This window comes from Halorubrum trueperi, assembly GCF_042662525.1.
Lineage (GTDB): Archaea > Halobacteriota > Halobacteria > Halobacteriales > Haloferacaceae > Halorubrum > Halorubrum trueperi.
Map to the genome: position 1 here is coordinate 594,658 of NZ_JBHSXI010000001.1, position 24,008 is coordinate 618,665.

At 67.1% G+C, this 24,008-nt stretch carries 22 protein-coding genes; 16 read left to right on the forward strand and 6 right to left on the reverse strand.

Translation table 11 applies throughout. The features are described 5' to 3' along the window. From ACFQEY_RS03045 to ACFQEY_RS03080, 8 genes are all read left to right on the forward strand, one after another. Positions 1-462, forward strand: coding sequence for a NuoI/complex I 23 kDa subunit family protein (locus tag ACFQEY_RS03045; RefSeq protein ID WP_379764662.1), 462 nt, complete (start codon positions 1-3; stop codon positions 460-462). A 49-nt stretch (positions 463-511) separates the two neighbouring features. Further along, positions 512-778 (forward strand): NADH-quinone oxidoreductase subunit J, encoded by a 267-nt coding sequence (locus ACFQEY_RS03050; RefSeq protein ID WP_379764664.1) that lies wholly within the window; start codon positions 512-514, stop codon positions 776-778. Beyond that, a complete protein-coding gene (locus ACFQEY_RS03055; protein WP_379764666.1) occupies positions 775-1,131 on the forward strand; it encodes a hypothetical protein in 357 nt (118 codons plus the stop codon). Before ACFQEY_RS03050 ends, ACFQEY_RS03055 begins: the two co-directional genes overlap by 4 nt. Then, positions 1,131-1,451, forward strand: a complete 321-nt coding sequence (gene nuoK / locus ACFQEY_RS03060) for an NADH-quinone oxidoreductase subunit NuoK (RefSeq protein WP_127116930.1) — start codon at positions 1,131-1,133, stop codon at positions 1,449-1,451. Before ACFQEY_RS03055 ends, nuoK begins: the two co-directional genes overlap by 1 nt. A gap of 1 nt (position 1,452) precedes the next feature. Then, complete coding sequence (nuoL, locus tag ACFQEY_RS03065; RefSeq protein ID WP_379764669.1) at positions 1,453-3,495, forward strand: NADH-quinone oxidoreductase subunit L; 2,043 nt, start codon at positions 1,453-1,455, stop codon at positions 3,493-3,495. Then, the gene (locus ACFQEY_RS03070; RefSeq protein WP_379764671.1) at positions 3,492-5,024 is read left to right on the forward strand and encodes a complex I subunit 4 family protein; all 1,533 of its coding nucleotides are present in this window, start codon (positions 3,492-3,494) and stop codon (positions 5,022-5,024) included. Before nuoL ends, ACFQEY_RS03070 begins: the two co-directional genes overlap by 4 nt. Next, the gene (locus ACFQEY_RS03075) at positions 5,017-6,528 is read left to right on the forward strand and encodes an NADH-quinone oxidoreductase subunit N (RefSeq protein ID WP_379764673.1); all 1,512 of its coding nucleotides are present in this window, start codon (positions 5,017-5,019) and stop codon (positions 6,526-6,528) included. Before ACFQEY_RS03070 ends, ACFQEY_RS03075 begins: the two co-directional genes overlap by 8 nt. 662 nt (positions 6,529-7,190) lie before the next feature. Next, on the forward strand, positions 7,191-7,484 hold the full coding sequence (locus ACFQEY_RS03080; RefSeq protein WP_379764674.1) for a hypothetical protein: 294 nt from the start codon (positions 7,191-7,193) through the stop codon (positions 7,482-7,484). 3 nt (positions 7,485-7,487) lie between these two features. Here the strand turns inward: ACFQEY_RS03080 and ACFQEY_RS03085 are convergent, their stop codons facing one another. The 3 genes from ACFQEY_RS03085 to ACFQEY_RS03095 all read right to left on the reverse strand — a co-directional run bounded on the left by ACFQEY_RS03085 (position 7,488) and on the right by ACFQEY_RS03095 (position 9,973). Continuing rightward, the gene (locus ACFQEY_RS03085) at positions 7,488-7,718 is read right to left on the reverse strand and encodes an H/ACA ribonucleoprotein complex subunit GAR1 (RefSeq protein ID WP_379764675.1); all 231 of its coding nucleotides are present in this window, start codon (positions 7,716-7,718) and stop codon (positions 7,488-7,490) included. 2 nt (positions 7,719-7,720) lie between these two features. After that, entirely contained in the window at positions 7,721-7,999 is a 279-nt protein-coding gene (gene srp19 / locus ACFQEY_RS03090) for a signal recognition particle subunit SRP19 (protein WP_379764676.1), read from the reverse strand. An 84-nt stretch (positions 8,000-8,083) separates the two neighbouring features. After that, the gene (locus ACFQEY_RS03095; RefSeq protein WP_379764678.1) at positions 8,084-9,973 is read right to left on the reverse strand and encodes a PAS domain-containing sensor histidine kinase; all 1,890 of its coding nucleotides are present in this window, start codon (positions 9,971-9,973) and stop codon (positions 8,084-8,086) included. A 179-nt stretch (positions 9,974-10,152) separates the two neighbouring features. Here ACFQEY_RS03095 and alaS point away from each other — a divergent pair, with 179 nt between their 5' ends. The 6 genes from alaS (at position 10,153) to citZ (ending at position 18,680) form a co-directional block, all read left to right on the forward strand. Continuing rightward, positions 10,153-12,933, forward strand: coding sequence for an alanine--tRNA ligase (gene alaS / locus ACFQEY_RS03100; protein ID WP_379764680.1), 2,781 nt, complete (start codon positions 10,153-10,155; stop codon positions 12,931-12,933). A gap of 21 nt (positions 12,934-12,954) precedes the next feature. Continuing rightward, entirely contained in the window at positions 12,955-13,761 is an 807-nt protein-coding gene (locus ACFQEY_RS03105) for an alpha/beta fold hydrolase (RefSeq protein ID WP_379764682.1), read from the forward strand. Positions 13,762-13,933: 172 nt separating this feature from the next. Continuing rightward, positions 13,934-14,650, forward strand: coding sequence for a type 1 glutamine amidotransferase (locus ACFQEY_RS03110; RefSeq protein ID WP_379764684.1), 717 nt, complete (start codon positions 13,934-13,936; stop codon positions 14,648-14,650). Between the two features lie 132 nt (positions 14,651-14,782). Continuing rightward, entirely contained in the window at positions 14,783-15,421 is a 639-nt protein-coding gene (locus ACFQEY_RS03115) for a DUF2062 domain-containing protein (protein WP_379764686.1), read from the forward strand. A gap of 53 nt (positions 15,422-15,474) precedes the next feature. Next, positions 15,475-17,400: a PINc/VapC family ATPase gene (locus tag ACFQEY_RS03120; RefSeq protein WP_379764688.1), complete on the forward strand. Its 1,926-nt coding sequence runs from the start codon at positions 15,475-15,477 to the stop codon at positions 17,398-17,400. A gap of 125 nt (positions 17,401-17,525) precedes the next feature. Beyond that, on the forward strand, positions 17,526-18,680 hold the full coding sequence (citZ, locus tag ACFQEY_RS03125; protein ID WP_379764690.1) for a citrate synthase: 1,155 nt from the start codon (positions 17,526-17,528) through the stop codon (positions 18,678-18,680). A 444-nt stretch (positions 18,681-19,124) separates the two neighbouring features. Here citZ and ACFQEY_RS03130 read toward each other — a convergent pair whose 3' ends face one another. The 3 genes from ACFQEY_RS03130 to ACFQEY_RS03140 all read right to left on the reverse strand — a co-directional run bounded on the left by ACFQEY_RS03130 (position 19,125) and on the right by ACFQEY_RS03140 (position 21,403). Continuing rightward, entirely contained in the window at positions 19,125-20,177 is a 1,053-nt protein-coding gene (locus tag ACFQEY_RS03130; protein ID WP_379764692.1) for a hypothetical protein, read from the reverse strand. 13 nt (positions 20,178-20,190) lie between these two features. Next, a complete protein-coding gene (locus ACFQEY_RS03135; RefSeq protein WP_379764694.1) occupies positions 20,191-20,718 on the reverse strand; it encodes a FlaD/FlaE family flagellar protein in 528 nt (175 codons plus the stop codon). 172 nt (positions 20,719-20,890) lie between these two features. Further along, on the reverse strand, positions 20,891-21,403 hold the full coding sequence (locus tag ACFQEY_RS03140) for a DUF7575 domain-containing protein (RefSeq protein ID WP_379764696.1): 513 nt from the start codon (positions 21,401-21,403) through the stop codon (positions 20,891-20,893). Positions 21,404-21,536: 133 nt separating this feature from the next. On the opposite strand from ACFQEY_RS03140, the gene ACFQEY_RS03145 reads away from it, so the two are divergent. Both ACFQEY_RS03145 and ACFQEY_RS03150 read left to right on the forward strand, forming a co-directional pair. Beyond that, on the forward strand, positions 21,537-22,436 hold the full coding sequence (locus ACFQEY_RS03145; RefSeq protein WP_379764698.1) for a pantoate kinase: 900 nt from the start codon (positions 21,537-21,539) through the stop codon (positions 22,434-22,436). A 142-nt stretch (positions 22,437-22,578) separates the two neighbouring features. After that, a complete protein-coding gene (locus tag ACFQEY_RS03150; protein WP_379764700.1) occupies positions 22,579-23,976 on the forward strand; it encodes a signal recognition particle protein Srp54 in 1,398 nt (465 codons plus the stop codon). The last annotated feature ends 32 nt before the right edge of the window (positions 23,977-24,008 follow it).

Below are 24,008 nucleotides of genomic sequence, written 5' to 3' on the forward strand. Positions count from 1 at the left end.
ATGATCGGACTCATGAAATCCATGGCGACGACGATGAAGCACGCGCTCGACGGGACGACGTTCACGGTGGAATATCCGGAGGACGCGCCCGAAGTGAGCCCGCGCTTCCGCGGCGTCCACAAGTTCAGTCAAGAGCGGTGTATCTGGTGCCGTCAGTGCGAGAACGTCTGTCCGAACGACACGATACAGATCGTTCAGGACGACCAGCGCAACGGCGAGCAGTACAACCTCCACATCGGGCAGTGTATCTACTGCCGGCTCTGTGAGGAGGTCTGCCCTGTCGACGCGATTCTACTGACGCAGAACTTCGAGTTCACCGCGGACACGAAAGACGACTTCGTGTACAACAAAGAACAGCTCAAGAACGTCCCGTGGTACAAGGGAATCGACCCGCTGGAGTCCCGGAACCCCGATCGCGGCGCGTGGATCGGGGAGGGAGACGGCGAGGTCGACTACCAGTAACGGGCGCGTCTCGAAATCTTCAAAGGGACTCTCATAGGAGACACACACAATGGCTTATGCTACCATCGCGTTCGGGCTGTTCGCCGCGGTCACGCTGGCGTTCGGCCTCGGGGTCGTCCTAGCGCGCGACGTGTTCCACGCCGCGTTGCTTCTGGGCGGTGCCCTGACGAGCGTCGCGGTGCACTACGTGATGTTACGGGCGGAGTTCATCGCCGCCATGCAGATCCTCGTCTACGTGGGCGGGGTTCTGATCTTGGTCACGTTCGCCGTGATGCTCACGCGATCGGACACGGAAACGGAGGTGAATAGCGTATGAGCGACGAACGCACCGGAAGTCGAGGGCGGCTCGTACCGGCTCTCACGGTCGGAATCCTGTTCGGCGTGATGGCCCTGACGGCCCTCTCGGCCGAGTTCGGGTCCGCGTCGGGGTTCCCCGCGGACGCGTCCATCGTTCACAACGTCGGGTACGCCCTGTTCAACCTCGGCGAGTACGAGATCGCGACGATCCCCGCGGAGGGGTTCCTGGCGGCCTTCCTGATCGCCGCGGTCGCCCTCGACGTCGCCGTCGACGGTGCCGTTTACCTGGCGAAACGCGAGAAGGACGGTTCGATCGTCGCCGCGGTGGGCGAGGCGTTCACCGACGGCGGCCGCGACGGAGGTGAGCGGTAGTGACCGCCGTCGCGTCCTCGATCCCGCCGCAGTGGTATCTGCTGCTCGCCACGGGCGTGTTCTGTATCGGCTTATTCGGCGTTCTCACGCGCCGTGACGCGCTGTATTTCCTCATGAGCGTCGAACTCATGATGAACGCGGCGAACATCAACTTCGTCGCGTTCGCGCTGTACTACGGCGACCTCACCGGTCAGGTGTTCGCGTTGTTCGTCATCGCGCTGGCCGCCGCGGAGGTCGCGATCGGGATCGGCATCATCCTCGTGCTGTACCGCAACTTCGGGGTTACAGACGTGACCGTTCCGACGGAGATGAGGTGGTAACATGATAGACGTATTCTCATACGTTCCGGCGATCGTTCTCCTCCCGTTCTTCTCGTTCCTGATCGCCCTCGGTGTCGGCAAGCACCTTCCGAAGGGAGGTGCCTTCGGCGGCATCGCGGCGACGGCGGGATCGTTCCTGCTCTCGCTGTGGGTGCTCGCGACGGTGGCGGGTGGAGGAGCGGCGAACCGCACGCTCTACACGTGGGCGAGCGCGGGCGGAATCGGTCCGACGGACGTCGAACTGTCCTTCGGTATTTTGATCGACCCGCTATCGGCGCTCATGCTCGTCATCGTGACGCTCGTGGCGCTGCTCGTGCACGTGTTCTCGCTCGGCTACATGAACGACGAGGGCGAGACGGGCCTGCCGCGCTACTACGCGGGGCTCGGGCTCTTCACGGCCTCGATGCTCGGATTCGTCGTCGCCGACAACCTGCTGATGGCGTTCATGTTCTTCGAGCTGGTCGGGCTCTGCTCGTACCTGCTCATCGGCTTTCACTTCCGGGAGCCGGGGCCGCCGTCGGCGGCGAAGAAGGCGTTCCTCGTCACGCGATTCGGGGACTACTTCTTCCTCGTGGGCGTCGTCGCCGTGCTCGCGACGTTCGGCACCGCGCAGTTCGCCGGTGAGGGATCGTTCCCCGCGCTCGCGGATGCGGCGCTTAACGGATCCGGGTCGGCGGCGTGGATTCCCGGCGGGCTCGAACTCCAGACGTGGCTCACGGTCGTCGGCCTGCTCGTGCTCGGCGGGGTCGTCGGAAAATCGGCGCAGTTCCCGCTGCACACGTGGCTTCCCGACGCGATGGAGGGTCCGACGCCGGTCTCCGCGCTGATCCACGCAGCGACGATGGTAGCGGCCGGCGTCTACCTCGTCGCGCGAATGTACGGCTTCTACGCGCTGACTCCGACAACGCTCGCGGTCATCGCCTTCATCGGCGGCTTCACCGCACTGTTCGCGGCGACGATGGGGGTCGTAAAAGACGAGCTGAAGCAGGTGCTTGCGTACTCCACCATCTCGCAGTACGGATACATGATGCTCGCGCTCGGTGCGGGCGGGTACGTGGCCGCGGTGTTCCACCTGACCACCCACGCCTTCTTCAAGGCCCTGCTGTTCCTCGGTGCCGGTGCGGTCATCATCGCGATGCACCACAACGAGGACATGTGGGACATGGGCGGACTGAAAGCGAAGATGCCGGTCACGTACTACACGTTCCTGGCCGGATCGCTCGCGCTCGCCGGAATCTTCCCGTTCGCCGGGTTCTGGTCGAAAGACGAGATCCTCTACGAGGCGCTCATCCACGCGCCCGGCGAACCGCTGCTTTTCGGCGGCTACCTAATGGGACTGCTCGCGGTCCCCGTCACCGCCTTCTACACGTTCCGGATGGTCTTTTTGACCTTCCACGGCGAGCCGCGGAGCGACACTGCACGCGACCCCGAACCCGTTCGCTGGAACGTGAAGGGGCCGCTGACGGTGCTCGGCTCGCTCGCGGTCGTCACCGGCGTCATCAACATGGTGCCGGTCCAGAAGGTCCTCGGGATCGAGGGGATAGACATTCTTCATCGCTGGCTCGATAACGAATGGGGTGGCGTTGAAGGACTCTCCTCGCACCACTACGCAGACCTGGGACCGTACAGTAGCGAGTACCTGGTCGGCGGCGAGGTCGGTACGGTGCTCGCCGGCGCGGCCGTCTCGCTCGGCTTGGCGCTGACCGGACTCCTCGTGGCCTGGCGGCTCTACAACGTTCCGTCGCCGACGGAGCACACGGCGAAGCTCGGCGGGATCAAAGACGTGCTGTACAACAACTACTACATGGACGAACTGCAGGTCTGGCTCGCGTATCGCACCGAGGACGTCGCCGGCGCTGCGGACACCTTCGATCAGGGCATCATCGACGGCGTCGTCAACGGCGTCTCCTCGGTGAGTCTGTTCGGCGGAAGCCGCGTTCGGCGGCTACAGAGCGGCGTCGTCTCGCAGTACGCCGCGCTGCTCACCTTGGGACTCGTCGCACTGATACTGGTGCTCGGCGTGACCGGAGGGTGGTTCCTGTGATACTCGAAGCGCTCATCGGGTTCACCTTCGTGAGCGCGCTCGTCGTCCTGCTCTCACCGAACGAGTGGGCCGGACGCCTCGCGTTCGCGCTTAGCCTGATCCCCTTCGTCGGGTCGCTGTCCCTCTGGTCCGGATTCGACGGCTCCGGAAACGCCCTCACGGGCGGCGACATCGCCTACCAGACCCAGATGGAGTGGCTCGAAGTCGGCGGTCGCTCCGTCTCGTGGTTCGTCGGACTGGACGGGATCAGCCTCCCGCTCGTCGTGCTCACGACGTTCCTCGTTCCGCTGGCGATCGTCAGCGCGTGGACGCCGATCGACGACCGGCAGAGTCAGTTCTACGGGCTCATGCTGTTCATGGAAGCGAATCTCCTCGGCGTGTTCACCGCGCTCGATTTCTTCCTCTGGTTCGTCTTCTGGGAGGCCGTCCTCGTCCCGATGTACTTCCTCATCGGCGTCTGGGGCGGTCCGCGCCGGAAGTACGCCGCGATCAAGTTCTTCGTGTACACGAACGCGGCGTCGCTGGTGATGTTCATTGGCTTCATGTCGCTGACGTTCGCGCTCGGCGATTCCGTGAGCTCGTTCGCGCTCCCGGAGATCACCCAGGCGATCGCGGCGGGCGACCTCGGCACGTGGTTCGGCATCTCGCCCGATCGGATCGCGATGGTCGCGTTCCTCGCGATGTTCGCCGGGTTCGCGGTGAAGGTCCCGATCGTCCCGGTCCACACGTGGTTGCCCGACGCCCACGTCGAGGCACCGACGCCGGTGTCGGTGCTTCTGGCCGGCGTCCTCCTGAAGATGGGGACGTACGCACTACTCCGGTTCAACTTCACGATGCTCCCCGATCAGGCGTCCGCGCTCGCGATACCGATCGCCGCCATCGCCGTCATCAGCGTCATCTACGGCGCGATGTTGGCACTGGCACAGAAGGATCTCAAGCGGATCGTCGCGTACTCCTCCGTCTCGTCGATGGGGTACGTCATCCTCGGACTCGTCGTGTTCACCGAGTACGGTGTCGGCGGAGCGACCTTCCAGATGGTCGCCCACGGGCTCATCTCGGGACTGATGTTCATGGCCGTTGGCGTCGTGTACAACGCGACGCACACCCGGATGGTCGGCGATATGGCCGGTATGGCCGACCGGATGCCGATCACCGTCGGCATCCTCGTCGCCGGCGCGTTCGGTTACATGGGACTTCCCCTGATGGCCGGCTTCGCCGGCGAGTTTTTCATCTTCGTGGGATCGCTGTCCGCCCCGACGCTCCCGTATGCGCCGGTGTTCACCGCGCTCGCCATGTTCGGCATCGTCATCGTCGCCGGCTATCTGCTGTCGGCGATGCAGAGCACGCTGTTCGGACCGTTCGAACTCGAAACCGACTACGACGTCGGTCCAGCACCGTTCCACGACGTCGCTCCGCTCGCGGTGCTTCTGGTGGCGATCATCGTGCTCGGCGTCGCGCCCGACATCTTCTTCGAGATGATCCGTGACGCTGCCGTTCCCGTGGTCGAGGGGGTGAGCGTCGATGGATAACGCGCTTCCCACCGTCGCGGCGCTGCTGTCGGTGTTCCTGCTAGCGTTCACCGGTCTCGCGCTGCTGCTCGTCGATACGGTGCGTCCCGACGGTCGGTCGAACACCTCGATGGCGGTCGTCAGCACGCTCGGCTCGCTGGCCGCGCTCGCGGCAACGACTTGGTTCGTCGCGTCCGGGACCGGGAGCCCCGACACGGGCGGCGCGATCACGCTGTTCGCCGACGCGATCAAAGTGGACACGCTGGCGCTGTTTTTCACCGCGATCTTCGCGTCGGTGACTGCGCTCGTCGTCGTCGCCGCGCACGACTACTTCCACGACCACCCCAACCCCGCGCCGTTCTACTCTCTGGTGCTGTTCGCGGCGACCGGGATGGCGCTGCTCGCTGTCGCGAACTCGCTGGCGGTGGTCTTCATCTCCCTGGAGATGGTGTCGCTGCCGTCGTACGTGCTCGTCGCGTTCCTGAAGAAGAACCGCGGCAGCGTCGAGGCGGGGCTGAAGTACTTCCTCATCGGGGCGCTCTCATCGGCGATCTTCCTGTTCGGCATCTCACTCGTGTACGCGGCGACGGGGTCGCTCATCCTGAGCGACGTCGCCGACGCGATGGGCTCGCTCGACGGGCTCGCGGGCGTCGCCGGGCTCGGTATCGTGATGATCGTCGGCGGCGTCGCGTTCAAGACGGCCTCCGTTCCGTTCCACTTCTGGGCACCGGAGGCGTACGAAGGCGCGCCAGCACCGGTGAGCGCGTTCCTCTCGTCGGCGTCGAAGGCAGCCGGCTTCGTTGTCGCGTTCCGCCTGTTCACCGAGGCGTTCCCGATCGGCGCGTCGCTCGCGGCCGACATCAACTGGGTCCTCGCGTTCGGGATTCTCGCGGCCGTGACGATGACGCTCGGCAACTTCGCGGCGGCGGTCCAAGAGGAGGTCAAGCGGATGCTCGCGTACTCCTCGATCGGTCACGCGGGCTACGCGCTCATCGGCCTCGCCGCGCTCTCGGCCGACGGGAGCGGTAACGGCGCGGTGATGGGCGCTGCGATGGCGCACCTGCTCGTCTACGGGTTCATGAACACCGGCGCGTTCCTCTTCGTCGCCATGGCGGAGCGGTGGGGCGTCGGTCGAACCTTCGAGGACTACGCCGGGCTCGCCCGCCGCGCGCCCGTCGCGTCCACCGCGATGGCTGTGTTCATGTTCTCGCTCGCGGGGCTCCCCCCGTTCGCCGGGTCCTTCTCGAAGTACTTCCTGTTCATGGGAGCCATCGACAACGGCTTCCTCTGGCTCGCGGGGCTCGGCGCACTCAACAGCGTGATCTCGCTGTACTACTACAGCAGGGTCGTGAAGGCACTGTTCATCGACGATCCCGCGTCGTCGAGCGCGCTGGACGCGATCGACGTGCGGCCGACGGCGCTGTACGCCGCGGTCGTGTTCGCGGCGGTCGCGACGGTGCTCCTGTTGCCCGGCTTCGGTCCGGTCATCGAGACGGCCGAGGCGGCGGCGTCGGCGCTGTTCTGATCAACGCGACGCGACATCGGTTTTTTTGGCTCTCTTGACTCCATCAAAAGCCATTTTCTGCCCTGGGTGCCGTCACTACAGGACGAGTAGTGAACGATTGCGGGAGTAGGAATCGCAGACCGCCGCCGGCGACGTGGTATTTAAAAGAGTGAGCGCGACAGCGACGGCTGCTTATACATGAACGACTCGATACTGAGCGGTGGCGCGCCGGTGAGCGGCCGCCAGGCCGCGAACCTCCCGCAAGGGACGCCGCGAGCGCCTTATAAAGGCGCGAGCGGCGAGGCTGGGGAGGTATGAGGTGCGGTTACGGAGCTGTGTGGGTGGGACTCAAAGGGGCAGCTGTGAGGAGCGCGCAGGCGATGTAAGTACCGAAAGGAGCGAACGGAGTGAGCGACTGAGGAACGCAGCGAGCGTGCGCGCTCCTCACGGTTGGGGCTTTGAAGGTGTTCACCGCGCTGTCAACGATCAATAAATTGCTGCCAGAAACACAGCAGTTCACCGCACCAGCAACGCTATATAAACAGCCGCCGGCAACACCACTCGTTCACTTATAAATGTCCACTCCAACGCACTGAGATTCCTACTCCCAGAATCGATCGAGATCGACGTTCCGTTCCGCCGGTATCCATGAGTATTCCCCCGGTCGTCCCGTGGATTCGTCTATGAGCCGAACACGGACGTACCGCTGTCTGAACTGTCTCGAACACACCGCGAGTCGGGAGTTCGACACGTCGCACCTCTCGGTGACGTGTCCGAACTGCGACTCGTTCGAGCGGTTCGTCAACGAGGCGGTGTTCCGACAGTTCCGAGCGTTCGAGGAGTCGCCCCCGGTCGAACTCGACTGGGAGCGGCTGGAACGGACGGAGAAATTGTTCATCTCCGAGCGGCTCGTCCGCTCGACGAAGACGCTCGACGACTTCGACGTGGTGGAGGGAGACGCGCCGATCGGAGAGTGACCGTCAGCGCGCGTACAGTTTTCCGCCGACGAGCGACGGGAGTCCGACGCCGCTCCCGGGGGTCACGGCGACGTACGGGTGGTCGACGGGACCGAACACGTCGACGACGCGCCCGACTGTCGAGAGCGACTCGTCGACGACCGACGACCCGATACGCGGCGGGTCCTCGCCGGCCTCCGCACGCGCGATCGCGAGTCCGCCGGCGGTGCGGACGACGGTACCGACGCGCCGCATCGTCACTCTCGAATGGCCCCGAGGTAGGCGGCGATCGCCTGCACGAGGTCGTTTTTGGCGGTGTCTTCGGTTCCTCGCACGATCACCGATCCTCGCGGTTCGAACTCTCGGGAGTAAGTGGTGTCGCGTTCGATCACCGCGTCGTAGCCGACCTGCTGGACCGCCTTCGCGATCTCGTCGACTGTGGGGTCCTCGACCGCGAGGTCCGTCGGGACGCGGCGTCCGTCCGACCGCGAACGGTCGGCGTCGAAGTACGCGGGATAGACGACGTTCTCGACCATATATCGGAGAGCCGTGCGCACAGCGTAAGGTCGTTTCGGACCCGCCTCGACCGTGCGTCCGGGAAACCGAACGGAACCGCGGCGTCAGCCGGTGCGGAACTCGAAGCGCGCACCGCCCGACTCACCGGCGAGCGCGCGGATCTCCCAGCCGTGGGCCTCGGCGATTCGCTCGCTGATCGCGAGGCCGAGGCCGGTTCCGCTCTCGTCCGTGGTGAAGCCGCTTTCGAAGATCCGGTCTGTCTCCCCCTGCGGAAGTCCGCTGCCGTCGTCCTCGACGAAGAATCCGTCCGGCGTTCCGTCGACGTCGCCGCCGCGAAACGTCGTCGCCCCCACCCGAACGGTGAGCGAGTCCGGGGCGGCAGGAGGCCCGTCGGAGTCGGATGCCTGACGGCCGTGCTCCGCGCTGTTGCGAAACACGTTCTCCAATAGCTCCCGGGTTCGCGTCGGGCTCGCGTCGAGGGTCACGTCGTCCTCGACGATCAGCTCGGCCCCTCCCGTGTCGACGTTCTCCCACGCGTCCCTCGCGAGCGCCTCCACCGAGACGTGTTCGGTCTCGCCGACCGCACGCCCCTGGCGGGCCAGCGAGAGCAGGTCGCCGACCAGTTCGTCCATGCGGTCGAGCGCGTCCGCCGCCGCATCGAGGTGCGACGGATCGTCCGTTCCCTTCGCGAGTTCGACGTAGCCCTCGGCGACCGAGAGTGGGTTCCGGAGGTCGTGTGACACGATACTCGCGAACTCGTCGAGCCGCTCGTTCTGGCGACGGAGCGTCGACTCGCGCTCCCGCCGCTCCGTCACGTCCGTGTAGATCGCGTATCCCGAGACGTTCTCCACGTCGAGCCAGATTGGGACGACGTGGAGGATGAAGTGACGAAGCCCGTCGTTTGTCGCTCGCGTCACCTCTCTACGGACGTTCTCCCCGCGCTGCAGCCGGTCGTTGAGCTCCGTAGCTTCCGATTCCGCCTCCTCGTTCGGCGGGAGGATGTAGTCGTCCACGGAGGCTCCGACGACGGTCTCCGCGTCGTAGCCGAACGTCTCCTCGAACGCGTCGTTGACGCGATGCACGATCGGTTCGCCGTCGACGTAGTCGTACGCGATCGCCGGATCGGGGACGTTCGAGAACAGCGCGAGGAGGTGGTCGCGCTCGGTCCGGAGCGTCTCGTCGACCCGAATCCGATCGAGCGTTTCCTCGACGTGCGAGGCCAAGAGCTCCGCCAGCCGGCGGTCCGTGGCGTCGAACCCGCCCTCGTCCGTCGGGACGAGCCGGAAGACGGTATCGTCGCCCACGGAACAGATGATGTGCGCGTCGCGGTTTCCGTCCGTCCGAATTTCGTCGCAGTCCTCCACGGCAACGTCTGCGGAGGCCGCTACCGGCTCGATCCGCGCACCGTCGCGGACGCCGATTACGCAAGACGACGCCGGAAACACCTCGTCGACGACGGAGATGACGGCGCGGTGGGCCGCTTCTGCTGACCTGACCGACGCCAGCCGCGCCGCGCCCTCGTTGAGTCGTTCGAGTCGCGACGTCGTCCGTGGCGGATCGTCGCTGACGGGGACGGGTTCCTCGCGGGCGGCGAGCCAGCGGACCGTCGATTCGAGGTCGACGGGCGTCGTCGCGACCGCGTCCACGGCGGGATCGGTCGCCACGGTCCCCGTGGGGTCGTCGACGAACGCCACGGTCGGCCCGCCCCCGCGGCACTCGCGGAGCCGATCGATCCCGGCCGTATCGACGACGACCCACACGCCGCCGTCGTGGCGATCCTCATCACCATCTGGGTGGCCTTCATCACCATCTGAGTGACCTTCATCACCATCTGAGTGTCCTTCATTACCATCCGGGTGGCCCTCGCCGCCGTCGAGGGTACCCTCTGCGTCGTCGGGCGAAACGACTCGTGCGTTCAGCGAGTCCGGAATCGCGGCCACGGCGTTCGGATCGTCGGCGAGGACGAGGACCTCCTCGCTCGACACGGTGTTCACTATACCGTCACCTTTCCCCGCAGCGTGCATAAATTTTTCCTGCCGGTGCGCTCGGTTTCGCCGCTGAGACGGCCGCGAGCCCACGGCGTGACGCGTCCGGATCCGGGATGCGATCCCGTCTCGAACCGGCGGAAGACACCCCGGAACCCTTTTGGACCAACACGGGCCACGTGACTGTAATGAGCGATCTCGAAGCGGAGTACCGGCTCGACTACTTCGAGGAAGAGGGGTTCGAACGGAAGGAGTGTTCCTCCTGTGGCGCTCACTTCTGGACCCGCGACGGCGACCGCGACCTCTGCGGCGAGCCGCCGTGTGCGGACTACAGCTTCATCGACGACCCGGGCTTTCCGGAACCACATTCGCTTTCGGAGATGCGGGAGGCGTTCCTCTCCTTTTTCGAGGACCACGATCACGAGCGGATCGACCCGTACCCGGTCGCGGCGAACCGCTGGCGCGACGACGTGCTCCTGACCCAGGCGTCGATCTACGACTTCCAGCCGCTCGTCACGTCGGGACAGACCCCGCCGCCGGCGAATCCACTCACCATCTCCCAACCCTGCATCCGGATGCAGGACATCGACAACGTCGGCAAGACTGGCCGACATACGATGGCTTTCGAGATGATGGCCCACCACGCGTTCAACACGCGCGAGGATGTCGATGAGGACGAGTACGCCTACCACGGCGAGGTGTACTGGAAAGACGAGACCGTCGAGTACTGCGACGAGCTGTTCGAGAGCCTCGGCGCGGATCTGGAGGAGATCACCTACATCGAGGACCCGTGGGTCGGCGGGGGGAACGCCGGCCCCGCCATCGAGGTCATCTACAAGGGTGCCGAGCTGGCGACGCTCGTCTTCATGTGCATGGAGCGGGACCCGGAGGGCGACTACGAGATGAAGGACGGTCACACGTACTCCTTCATGGACACCTACATCGTCGACACCGGGTACGGGCTCGAACGCTGGACGTGGATGAGCCAGGGCACCGCGACGGTGTACGAGGCCGTCTACCCCGACGCGATCGAGTTCCTGAAGGAGAACGCGGGGATCGAACACACCGAGGCCGAGCGGAAGCTCGTCCATCGCGCCGCGAAGCTCTCGGGTCGGCTCGACATCGACGACGTCGACGACGTTGAAGCCGCCCGCGGCGAGATCGCCGACCGCCTCGATGTCGGCGTCGAGCGCCTCCGCGAGCTGGTCGAACCGCTGGAAGCGATCTACGCGATCGCCGATCACTCGCGGACGCTCGCGTACATGTTCGGGGACGGGATCGTTCCCTCGAACGTCGGAACCGGCTACCTCGCGCGGATGGTGCTCCGTCGGATGAAGCGGCTCGTCGACGAGGTCGACGTCGACGCCCCGCTCGATGAACTCGTCGACATGCAGGCCGATCGGCTCGGCTACGAGAACCGGGACACGATCCGCGAAATCGTCCGCACCGAGGAACGGAAGTACCGGAAGACGCTCGAACGCGGCTCCCGTAAGGTGGAGTCGCTCGCGGACGAGTACGCCGGCACTGGTGAACCGATCCCGACCGAAGCCCTCCTGGAGCTGTACGACTCTCACGGGATCCAACCGGACATGGTCGCCGACATCGCCGACGAGCGCGGCGCGGCCGTCGACGTCCCGGACGATTTCTACGCGCTCGTCGCCGATCGCCACGAGGAGGTCGACGGTGACGACGACGCGAGCGATCGCGACGACCGGTTCGGAGATCTCCCCGAGACGGAGAAGCTGTTCTACGACGACCAGGGACGAACGGAGTTCGAGGCGGTCGTCCTCGACGTGTTCGAGCGCGAGGACGGGTACGACGTCGTTCTCGACCAGACGATGTTCTACCCGGAGGGCGGCGGACAGCCCGCGGACAGGGGCCAGCTCACCGCCGGCGAGACGACAGTCGACGTGGTCGATGTCCAGGAGCGGGACGGGGTCGTCCTCCACCGAACGGACGCCGAGCCCGGAAAGGGAGAATTCGTCCGCGGTCAGGTCGACGGCGACCGCCGAGATCGGCTCCGCGCACACCACACGGCGACCCACCTGATAGGCCACGCCGCCCGAGAGGTGCTCGGCGACCACGTCCGGCAGGCGGGCGCACAGAAGGGGATCGACTCCTCCCGGCTCGACGTCCGTCACTACGATCGGATCTCCCGCGAGCAGGTCAAGCAGATCGAGCGCGTCGCCAACGAACTCGTCCGCGAGAACGTGCCGGTTCGCCAGGAGTGGCCCGACCGCAACGAGGCGGAGGCCGAACACGGGTTCGACCTGTATCAGGGCGGCGTCCCGCCGGGAACGAACATTCGCTTGATCCACGTGGGCGACGCCGACGTGCAGGCATGCGCCGGAACCCACGTCGACCGAACCGGCTCGATCGGCGCGGTGAAGGTACTGAAAACGGAGCCGGTCCAGGACGGCGTCGAGCGGATCGTCTTCGCGGCGGGCGGCGCGGCGATCGAGGCGACCCAGCGGACGGAGGACGCGCTGTACGACGCCGCGGACGCCCTCGACGTCGACCCGCTCGACGTCCCCGACACGGCCGACCGGTTCTTCGAGGAGTGGAAGGGGCGCGGCAAGGAGATCGAGTCGCTCAAAAAGGAGCTCGCGGCGGCGCGAGCCTCCGGTGGAGCCGACGCCGAGGAGGTCGACGTCGGTGGGACGACGGCCGTGATCCAGCGACTGGACGGCGACGCCGACGAGCTGCGCGCGACCGCGAACGCCCACGTCGACGACGGAAAGATAGCGGTCGTGGGGAGCGGCGCGGACGACTCCGCGAGCTTCGTCGTCGGCGTCCCCGACGGCGTCGGCGTCAACGCAGGTCAGGTGGTCTCGGAGCTCGCCTCCCGCGTCGGCGGCGGTGGCGGCGGACCGCCGGACTTCGCGCAGGGCGGCGGGCCGGACGTCGACGCGCTCGACGACGCGCTCGCAGCGGCCCCGGACGTCCTTCGCAGTCTCCAAGAGGCCTGAGGGCCTCCCCGAGAGCGTTCCATGCCGCACGCGAACAACGCCGGCGTCTCGATCCGGTACGAGGTCGACGCCCCCGACGCCGGGGGTCCCGACGAGGCGGTCGTGTTCTGCGGCGACGTCGGACTCGGCGCGTGGCAGTTCGGCTGGCAACACGCCGCCCTCGCGGGGCCGTACACCGTGATCACCCCGGAGACCCGCGGCGTCGGTCGCTCCGACGCCCCGCCGGGGCCGTACGCGGTCGAGGAGCTGGCGAGCGACGTCGAGGCCGTCTGCGCCGCCGAGGGGATCCGGAACGCTCACCTCGTCGGCTACGGCCTCGGCGGAATGGTCACGCTCGCGCTCGCTCTCGCGTCGTCCCGTCCGGCGAGTCTGACGGTCCTCGGTACCCCGCCCTCGGGCGACGGCTACAATCCCGACGGCGTGTGGGCCGATCCGGCGTCCTCGGACGCCGTGCGAGGGTCGCTGAACGGACTGCTCTCCGAGTCGTTTCGCGAGCGACACCCCGACGCGATCACGCGGATCGTCGAGTGGCGACTCGGCGAGGACGCCGACCGCGAGACGTTCGAGGCCCACCGCGCGGCCGTCGAGGGATTCGACCTGTCGGACAGGCTGTACGAGATCACGACGCCGACGCTCGTCGTCTACGGGACCGGCGACGCGACGTGTCCGCGGTCGGCCGCCGAGACGCTTGCGGCGGGGATCCCTCGCGGCGAGCCGCACGCGATCGAGGGTGCGAGACACCTCGTCGGGGTAGAGACGTCCGCCGCGGTCAACGACGCGATCAGCGGGTGGCTCGCCGAACACGCCGCCGACCCGTTCTCCGACTGAGCGACAACGGTCGGTCGGGAGCGGTGAGGCGGCTGGGAGAGGTGAGGCGGTTGGAAGCGGTGGGGTGATCGGAACTGATTCCGACTCACCGCCGAACGTCCGCGGTCCGAGACGCCGGTAGCGCTTCGCGTCGTCGCAACCGTTTTGGTCCCGTCGCGCCTCGGATCGGTTAATGACACGGCTTCGGTTCGCACTGTTGAACGCCGCCCACGACGGCGGAAACACCCGGCGGAACTTCCGTCGGGAGCTCGACGCCGACCTCGCTGAGTTCGACGCCAGCGACGGTCACCTCCCGGAACACGCCGACTTCGACGGCGTCGTCGTCACCGGCTCCCGCTCGTCCGTCTACTGGGACGAGGCGTGGATCCCGCCGCTCGTCGACTACGTCGCCGACGCCGCCGACGCCGGCGTCCCGATCCTCGGCGTTTGCTACGGCCACCAGGTGCTCGCGGAGGCGCTCGGCGGACGCGTCGCCGGCATGGACAGCTTCGAGATCGGGTACAACGCGATCCGTCGGCGCGACGACGACGAACTGTTCGCGGACGTGAGCGAGGAGTTCACCGCCTTCACGACGCACGGTGACGCCGTCGTCGACCTCCCGCCGAATGCGACGCTGCTCGCAGAGAACGAGCACGGCGTCCACGCGTTCCGGGACGGTCACTGCTGGGGCGTCCAGTTCCACCCCGAGTACGACGTCGAAACGGCCCGTGAGGTGACCGGCGGGAAGCGGGAGCGCATCGGTGACGCCCGCGTCGACGCCGTGCTCGATGAAATAACCCCGGAGGCGCATGCCGAGACTTGCGAGGTAAAGGCCGTGTTCGATAACTTCGTCGAATACGCCCGACGGCTGAAGGCGGAACGCGACGCCGCGGCACCCGCTGACGATTAGGTCGGCGACCGACCGAACGGATCGGAGACCGACCGAGCGCGCGCGGACTACGGCGTCTCGTCCCTCCTGCGATCGAAAGCGGTCCGCCTCGTCGGCGACAGCTACTTTCCGACGGAGGGTGTACCGTGGGTAATGATTCTGCGCCGGGCGAGGGGAGTGCTCGCCCGTGCGAAGGCCGAGCTTCACCGGTCCTTCACCGAGGAGTACAGTTCGCGGGAGACCGCGGGGAGTTTCTCGCTCGGCGTGTTCATCACGATGCTGCCCACCCTCGGGACGGGGTTGATCGCGTTCGTCGTGCTCGCGTGGCTGTTCAGCCGGATCAACCGCATCGCCCTGTTCGCGTCCGTGATCGTCTTCAACCCGGTCGTGAAGTGGGGCGTATACGGCACCAGCTTCGCGCTCGGGACGACGATCCTCGGACCAGTCCCCGGCGTGACCCCGTCGTCGGTGTCGCTGTCGGCGGGGCCGGCCATCGTCGGTCGGCTCGTTCTCGGCAACCTGATCCTCGCGGTCGTTGCCGCCGGGATCAGCTACGTCGCCGCCCACCGAGTCGTCGTGGCGTACGAACGGCGCGAGTTCGGGGTCGTCGACACCGTCACCGACGTCGTCGGTGGCGACGGCGGTGACGATGGGCCGGGGGCGATCGGTGACGATGGGCCGGGGGCGATCGGCGACGATGGGCCGGGGGCGATCGGTGACGATGGGCCGAGCGTGATCGATGGCGGAGATGCGCTCGACCGCGACGACGACGGGTCCCGCCGAACCGACTGAGGTCCGGCCATCCGGTCGAACACCCTTATACGGTTCCCGCTCGGATCGACCGTATGAACGTAGTACCGGACACCAGTGCGGTCGTCGACGGCCGCGTGTCCGAACGCGTCACGGACGGGACCTACGAGGAGGTGACGGTGCTCGTCCCCGAGGCCGTCGTCGGCGAACTGGAGTCGCAGGCGAACGACGGTCTCGAATCGGGGTGGGATGGGCTGAGCGAGCTCAAGCGGCTCGCAGACTACGCCGACGAGGGGACGATCGAGCTGCGGTACGTCGGCGAGCGCGCCGACGGCGACGCCCGGTCGCACGCCCACGAAGGCGACGTCGACGCGTTGATCCGTGACCTCGCCGCCGACCACGACGCGACGCTTCTCTCCAGCGACATCGTGCAGGCCGAGGTCGCCCGCGCGAAGGGGCTCGCCGTCGAGTACGTGGAGCCGGTCGCTCGCGGCGTCGTCGACGAGCTGCCGATCCAGCACTTCTTCACCGACGAGACGATGTCGGTCCACCTCAAGACGGGGACCAAGCCGAAGGCGAAACGCGGAAGCCTCGGCGAGATGCGGTACGTCGTCATCGACGAGGACCTGACCGACGAGGCGCAGATGCGGGAGTGGGCGACCGCAATCGTCGACCTCGCGCGCCAGTCGAACGAGGGGTTCATCGAGCTCTCCGACGACGGCATGGACATCGTCCAGTTCCGCAATTACCGGATCGCGGTGGCGCGTCCCCCCTTCGCAGACGGGATCGAGATCACGGCCGTCCGTCCCATCGCGAAGACGACGCTCGACGACTACGAGTTCGCCGACGAGCTCCGCGAGCGGTTCAAAGAGCGGAAACGCGGCGTGCTCATCTCCGGATCGCCCGGGGCCGGGAAGTCGACGTTCGCACAGGCGGTCGCGGAGTTCCTCAACGACAACGACTACGCGGTCAAGACGATGGAGAAGCCGCGCGACCTCCAAGTCGGGCCGGAGATCACGCAGTACGGCGCGCTCGGCGGCGAGATGGAGAACACGGCTGACTCGCTGCTTTTGGTTCGGCCCGACTACACAATCTACGACGAGGTCCGCAAGACGAACGACTTCGAGGTGTTCTCCGACATGCGGATGGCCGGCGTCGGGATGGTCGGCGTCGTTCACGCCTCCCGCGCCATCGACGCGCTCCAGCGGCTCGTCGGCCGCGTCGAACTCGGGATGATCCCGCAGATCGTCGACACGGTCGTCTACATCGAGGCCGGCGAAGTTCACACCGTCTACGACGTGACGACCGAGGTGAAGGTTCCCGCAGGGCTCACCGCCGAGGACCTCGCGCGCCCGGTCATCCAGGTGTCGAACTTCGAGACGGGACGGCCGGAGTACGAGATCTACACGTTCAACCGGCAGGTCGTCACGGTGCCGCTCGACGACGAGGGCGGCGAAAGCGAGTCCGAGACAGGCGTCGGCCGGATCGCGAAACAGGAGATCGAACGGGAGATCCGCTCGGTCGCGCACGGCCACGTCGACGTCGAGCTCGAGGGGAACGACACGGCGATCGTGTACGTCTCCGAGGGCGACATCGGCACCGTCATCGGGAAGGGCGGCGGCCGGATAAACGATATCGAGAACCGGCTCGGGATCGAGATCGATGTCCGCACGCACTCCGAGAAGCCGGACGGTCGCGGGGGCGACGGCTCGGGAGCGGCGGCCGGATCGGGGGGACACTCCGAGCGCGGCGGGAACGGACAGGGCGACGGTCGGGGTGGACAGGTCGGCGAGGAGCGCGGCACGGTCGTCCGGCCCGAGATCACGTCGCGACACGTCGTCATCGACGTCGACGGAGGCGTCGGCGAGACCGTCGAGGTGCGTGCGGACGGCGAGTACCTCTTTACCGCCACCGTCGGCCGCGGCGGCGAGGTGCAGGTGTCCCGCGGCTCCGCGATCGCCGAAGAGCTGGAGGACGCGATCGATCGGAAGCGGACGGTGACGGTCGTTCCGGCGCGCTAACGCGATTCGATGAGCGCGATCGCCGGACGGTGGCCCGTCGTTCGACTTCATGATGTTCGTCGATCGTCGTAACGTATCCCTCCTGAAAGATAACGCTTTTTTGGTGGTGGTCGGAACTCCCCTCCATGTCAGACGAGTTAAAGCGCGGGCTCGAAGGCGTCCTCGTCGCGGAGTCGGATCTGAGTTACGTCGACGGGGAGGTCGGCAAGCTCGTGTACCGTGGGTACGACATCGAGGACCTCGCGCGCGGCGCGAGCTACGAGGAGGTGCTGTACCTCCTCTGGTACGGCTCGCTGCCGACGCGGGAGGAGCTCGATGCGTTCGCCGCGGAGCTCGCCGCCGAACGGACGGTCGACGACGGCGTGCTCGACGTCGTCCGGGCGCTCGCCGACGCGGACGAACGCCCGATGGCCGCGCTCCGGACGGCGACCTCGATGCTCTCGGCGTACGATCCCGACGCCGGAGACGATCCTGACGAGGAGGTCACCGAGACGTCGCTCCGGCAGGGTCGCCGGATCACGGCGAAGATTCCGACGATCCTCGCCGCCTTCGAGCGTGCGCGTCAGGGAGCGGAGCCGATCGCCCCGGACCCAGACCTTTCGCACGCCGGCAACTTCCTCTACATGCTCACCGGTACCGAGCCCGACGCCGTCAGCGAGGAGACGTTCGACATGGCGCTCACGCTCCACGCCGACCACGGGCTCAACGCCTCGACGTTCACGGCGATGGTGATCGGCTCCACCATGGCCGACGTCTACTCCGGCGTCACCGGCGGCATCGGTGCGCTTTCCGGGTCGCTCCACGGTGGCGCGAACCAGGACGTGATGGAAGTGCTCTACGAAGTCGACGAATCCGAGAAGGACCCCGTCGAATGGGTGAAAGACGCGAGAGCCGCCGGCCGGCGGATTCCCGGGTTCGGCCACCGCGTGTACAAGGTGAAGGACCCGCGCGCGAGGATCCTCGAGGAGAAGCTCCGCGATCTCGCGGAGTCCTCCGGCAACACGAAGTGGCTGGACTACACCACCGCGATCGAGCAGTACCTCACCGATCAGGGGCTCTTAGAGAAGGGGATCGCCCCGAACGTCGACTTCTATTCTGGCTCCGTCTACGACTCGATGGGGATCCCGGTCGACATGTACACGCCGATCTTCGCGATGAGCCGCGCCGGCGGCTGGATCGCTCACGTCGTCGAGTACCAGGAGGACAACCGACTCATCCGCCCGCGGGCGCGCTACACCGGTCCCGTGGACGCGGAGTTCGTCCCGATCGACGAGCGATAATCTGTCGCCCGGCGACGATTGTCGCCTGATTGATGGCGAGAGTACGCGTCGCGTGCGATCGGAGTGATGGTTAATAAGTGAATGAACGGTGTTGCCGGCGACTGTTTATAAATCGTTGCGAGCGCGGTGGACACCTCCGACGTCCCAGCCGCCGGCGACCTCGCGGGCTCCTCGCGCTCGCTTCAAAGTGAGCGCTCGGAGGCACGCCACCGCACCGTTCGTTAATTTATAAGCAATTGTCGCTGTGACGCTCGGGTTTTTATATACCGCCTCGCCGATTGCGGTCTGCGACACCACTTTCGATATCGCTCACCGCTGTTCTCGGACTGATCAGGCGAGTCGGAGCGTTTCATCTGCCGTAGCTGTCGCCGAAGCCGCCCCAACAGATCTTTGACGCGGAGCGGCCGGTCGATGTGAGAACCGCAAAAGTGACCGAGCGGCGGCTCAGATCAGGCGCTCGGCGATCCGAGCGGCTCCCTCGGCCGCGGCGGTCGCGGGGTCGTCGGGAGAGACGACCTCGACGTCGCGGTCGAGTTCGGCGCTCAGCCGAGCTTCGAACTCCTCGGTGAGCCCGGGGATGCAAGCCATTCCACCGGTGACGGCGATCGGCCGGCCGAGCGCGAGCTGATAGGGCTTCGTGTAATCGTTCGCGAGCGCGGGAAGGAACTCGTTGGCGACGGCGTCGACCGCGTCGTCGATGTAGCGGTCGATCGGCTCCCGAACGCCGCGGTCGACGGTGAACTCGTGGCTTCCGCCGCCGGGCTGTTGGACCACGTCCGCGAACGGCTCGAAATCGTCCACGTCTGCGTGCTTCTCTTTGTACTCCCGGGCGGTCGTCCGGTCGACGTGGACGCGGTCCTGACTCTCCTCCTCGATGGCCGCGACGATCCAACGGTCGACCTCGTTTCCCGTCACCGAGCCGGTCGAGAACGGCGAGAGCTGCTCACCGCGGCGGTACGCGCAGGCTTCGAGCGTCGTCGAGCCCATGTTGACCGAGACGAACACCTCGCCGATCGCGTCGAGCCCGTCGCCGTAGGCGGGGAGCGCCCCGCACAGCGATTCGGGGTAGCACCGCGTCTCGCCCCGCCCGATCGACGAGCCCTCGATCACCGACTTGAGATTCTCGACGCCCGCTTCGTTATCAATGGTGGGGACCGCGTAGACGACCGCGCTCTCCGCGGACACGTCGTGGGCGTCCACGATCGCCTCGAAGAAGCGCTCGGCGTCGGCGACGCTCTCGTCGTCCTCGGGGAGCCCCGATCGGAGGATGAATCGCACCGCGTCGGGGTACTCGATAGCGGCCTCGCGACCGAACAGCACCCGCTCGTCTCCTGTGATGGCGTCCTCGTAGGTCGCCAGACACGTCAGCGTCAAGTGCCGCTCACGGCCGCCCCGTCCGTCAGAGATGTCGAACACCGTCCGGGTGCTGCCGAGTTTCACGCCGACAGCTGCCGATTCGTCCGCCTCGTTGATATCCGTGGAGTCGTCGTCGCTCATGATTCGTCGTCGCTCACGAGTCACCCGCACACGAAGCGATCCGGACGATGGAGACGAGGCTGATCCGGTGGTCCGCGGGGGTGAACGGCCGATCGTAACGCGGGCCGTCGAACCCCTCCAGGCGACGCGTCAGCGCGTCGACCGCGTCCGGGGCGATCCAACCGATTTCGGCGTAGTAGGCCAGTGCGTCGCGGCTCCGCAGGCAGCCGCCGACGTCGACGAGGTAACCGAGCCACTCGCCGATCTCGTGCTCCGCCTCCGGCGAAGCGGGGATCGCCGTCACGTACGGACGATCGCCCGCCTCGTCGCCGGAGGGCGTTCGATCGCCGGAGGGCGTTCGATCGTCGCCACCGGACAGCCGCAGCCCTCGCTGACGCTGGAGCAGTTCGGTGAACGCGGCCGAGCGGGCGGCCTGCTCCGCTCGGTTCCGATCCGGCTGACGAAGCGACCGCTCCCGAGGCGCTCCGTCGGCGCTTTCCCGCGGTGTATCCGCGATCCGGCGCAGCTCTCGCACGTCGTATCTCCGTGGATTCAGACTCATGTTCCGTCCGTCGGTTGCGTCCGTACACGGGCGTCACCGTGAGGACATATGATAGTTCCTCCGCAGTTATCATCGATGAGAAACTACGCCGTCATCGAGCGGTCGCCGGCTGTTCGGTCGCGACTGGAGCGTTCGTAACGTCCGAGCGCTCCGAAGGAAATCCGCCTCGCGTTCACTCCTCGTCCGCCCACGGGAGCGGCTCGGTGCACCAGTGACAGAAGTCGAGGTCTGCGTCCGTCTCCTTGCCGCAGGCGGGACACTCGACCTGCAGCGTTTCGCCGTCTTCCCCGGTCACGGCGGCGGCCGGGGATTCCGCACCGGTCGCGTCATCGGCCGCGCTCGCGGCGCGGCGGCGGATCGCCTCGGCGGTGGCGTCGGCACGCTCACGCTCGGCGACGTCCGACCGACCCACGAGGTACGCGTCGAGCGCGGACAGCCCGTACAGCAGGGCGAGCGGGAGGGCGACGTCGGTCGGGAGCGCGGCGGCGGCCTCCGCGGCCTCGGCGGGCGCGGAGATCGACTCGTCGACGCGGACGTCGTAGAGGGCCAGAAGCGCCACGCCGCCCCCGACGATCGTCAGGTGCCACAGCAGCGCCCGCCCCCATCGCCGCAAGACGAGGTGGCCGAGTCCGGGAAACGCCATCGCCAGCACGGCGGCGAGGACGGGACGCAACTGATCTCGCATACGCTCCGGATTCGAGTGGGCGCTATTTACCGCCTGCGGTGTCGGGCGGCGGCGCGCGATCCACGGAACGTCCCCGGCCGGACCGTCGCCGCGGATAACAACCGTTAATCGACGGCCACCCCTCCGACCGCGCATGAGCAGGCAGCGGGCGACCGCGTTCGTTCCCGGTCACGTCACAGCCTTCTTCAGCGCGCACCCGGACGATCGGCCGGTTGCCGCCGGGTCGCGCGGGGCGGGCCTGACGCTGACGGACGGCGTCACGGTCCGGGTGTCGACGACGGACGGGAGCGGAGCCGCCGCAGCCGCTGTCGAGCCTCGTACGATCCGCGGTGAGCCGGGAACGATCGGCGCGGTCGAGGACGCGCTCGGGGCGTTGGGTGTGACCGCCGGCGAACGCGTCGGAGCCGACGGCGTCGCCGTCGCGGTCGAGACGGACCTCCCGATCGGGGCCGGTTTCGGCGTCTCCGGTGCCGCGACGCTCGGAGCTGCCATCGCCGCGAACGCCGCCTTCGACTGCGGGCGCTCCGAGAACGAGCTGATCCGAATCGCCCACGAGGCCGAGGTCGGCCGCGGAACCGGGCTCGGCGACGTGGTCGCCCAGGCGCGCGGCGGGGTCCCGATTCGGTTGGAACCCGGTGCCCCGGGCGTCGGCGAACTCGACGGGATCCCGGCCGACTCCCGCGTCGAGTACGTCACGTACGGGGAACTGTCGACCGAGGCGGTCCTCGGCGGGGACACGACGGCCCTTTCCGCGGCGGGCGAGCGTGCCCTCGGCCGGCTCTGCGAGGACCCGCGACTCCCGACGTTGATGGCGCAGGCCCGGGAGTTCGCGGCCGACGCCGACCTCCTCGTCCCCGAGGTCGCGACGGCGATCGAGGCGGTCGACGACGCGGGCGGCGACGCCGCCATGGCGATGCTCGGCCGCACCGTCTTCGCGATAGGGACCGGGCTCTCCGACGCCGGCTACGACCCGTCGATCTGTCGAACGGACACGGCGGGAGCGCGGCTCGTCCGCGACGCCGAGTGCGAGTGAGGGACGGGCCCCGACCGTCGACGGCGACCCCGACCGTCGACAACGACGACTCCCGACTGTCGACGGCGACCCCAACCGTCGACGACGACTCCCGACCGTCGACGAACAAAGCTTTACCGCGTGGCCCGCCTACCTCCGGCAAATGGTACTCGACGACCTCGGTACGTCTCTCCGGAGCAGCCTCGACAAGCTCCAGGGGAAACGCCGGCTCTCGGAGAGCGACGTCGAGGAGATCGTCAAGGAGATCCAGCGCTCGCTCCTCTCCGCCGACGTCGACGTCTCCCTCGTGATGGACCTGTCGGATTCGATCAAATCCCGGGCGCTCGAAGAGGAGCCGCCGGGGGGCACCACGGCGAAGGACCACGTCCTCAAGATCGTCTACGAGGAGATGGTCGAACTGGTGGGAGACTCCACGGAGCTCCCCCTGGAGAACCAGACGATTCTGCTCGCAGGGTTACAGGGGTCGGGGAAGACCACTTCCGCCGCCAAGATGGCGTGGTGGTTCTCGAAGAAGGGCCTCCGCCCCGCGGTCATCCAGACGGACACCTTCCGTCCCGGCGCGTACGACCAGGCGAAACAGATGTGCGAGCGCGCGGAGGTCGACTTCTACGGCGACCCCGACAGCGACGACCCCGTCGACATCGCCCGGACGGGTCTGGAGGAGACCGCGGACGCCGACGTGCACATCGTCGACACGGCCGGACGCCACGCGCTCGAAGACGACCTCATCGCGGAGATCGAGGAGATCGAGTCGGCGGTCGACCCCGACCGCTCCCTCTTGGTGCTCGACGCCGCGATCGGTCAGGGAGCGAAGGACCAGGCGCGCCAGTTCGAGAAGTCGATCGGCATCGAGGGCGTGATGATCACCAAGCTCGACGGGACGGCGAAGGGTGGGGGCGCGCTGACGGCCGTCAACGAGACCGACTCCTCCATCGCCTTCCTCGGGACCGGTGAGACGGTCCAGGACATCGAGCGGTTCGAGCCGTCCGGGTTCATCTCGCGGCTCCTCGGGATGGGCGATCTCAAGCAGCTCTCCGAGCGCGTCGAGCGCGCGATGGCGGAGGCCCAGGAGGAGGACGAGGACTGGGACCCCGAGGACATGCTGCAGGGGGAGTTCACCCTGAAGGACATGAAAAAGCAGATGGACGCGATGAACCGGATGGGCCCACTCGACCAGGTGATGGACATGATCCCCGGGATGGGCGGCGGGATGATGGACCAGCTCCCGGACGACGCGATGGACGTCACCCAGGACCGGATGCGCAAGTTCGAGCGCATCATGGACTCGATGACCGACGAGGAGCTGACGAACCCCCGCGTCGTCGGCCAGTCACGCACGGAGCGGATCGCCCGCGGCTCGGGCACCGACGAGGAGACGGTGCGACAGCTCCTCGAACAGCACTCCATGATGGAACAGACGATCAGCCAGTTCCAGGGGATGGGCGAGGGCGACATGCAGCGCATGATGAAGAAGATGGGCGGCGACGGTGGCGGCGGCCTCGGCGACATGATGGGCGGCGGGAAGGGTCCGTTCGGGTGAGACGAGGTGAGGGTCCGTTCGGGTGAGGCGGC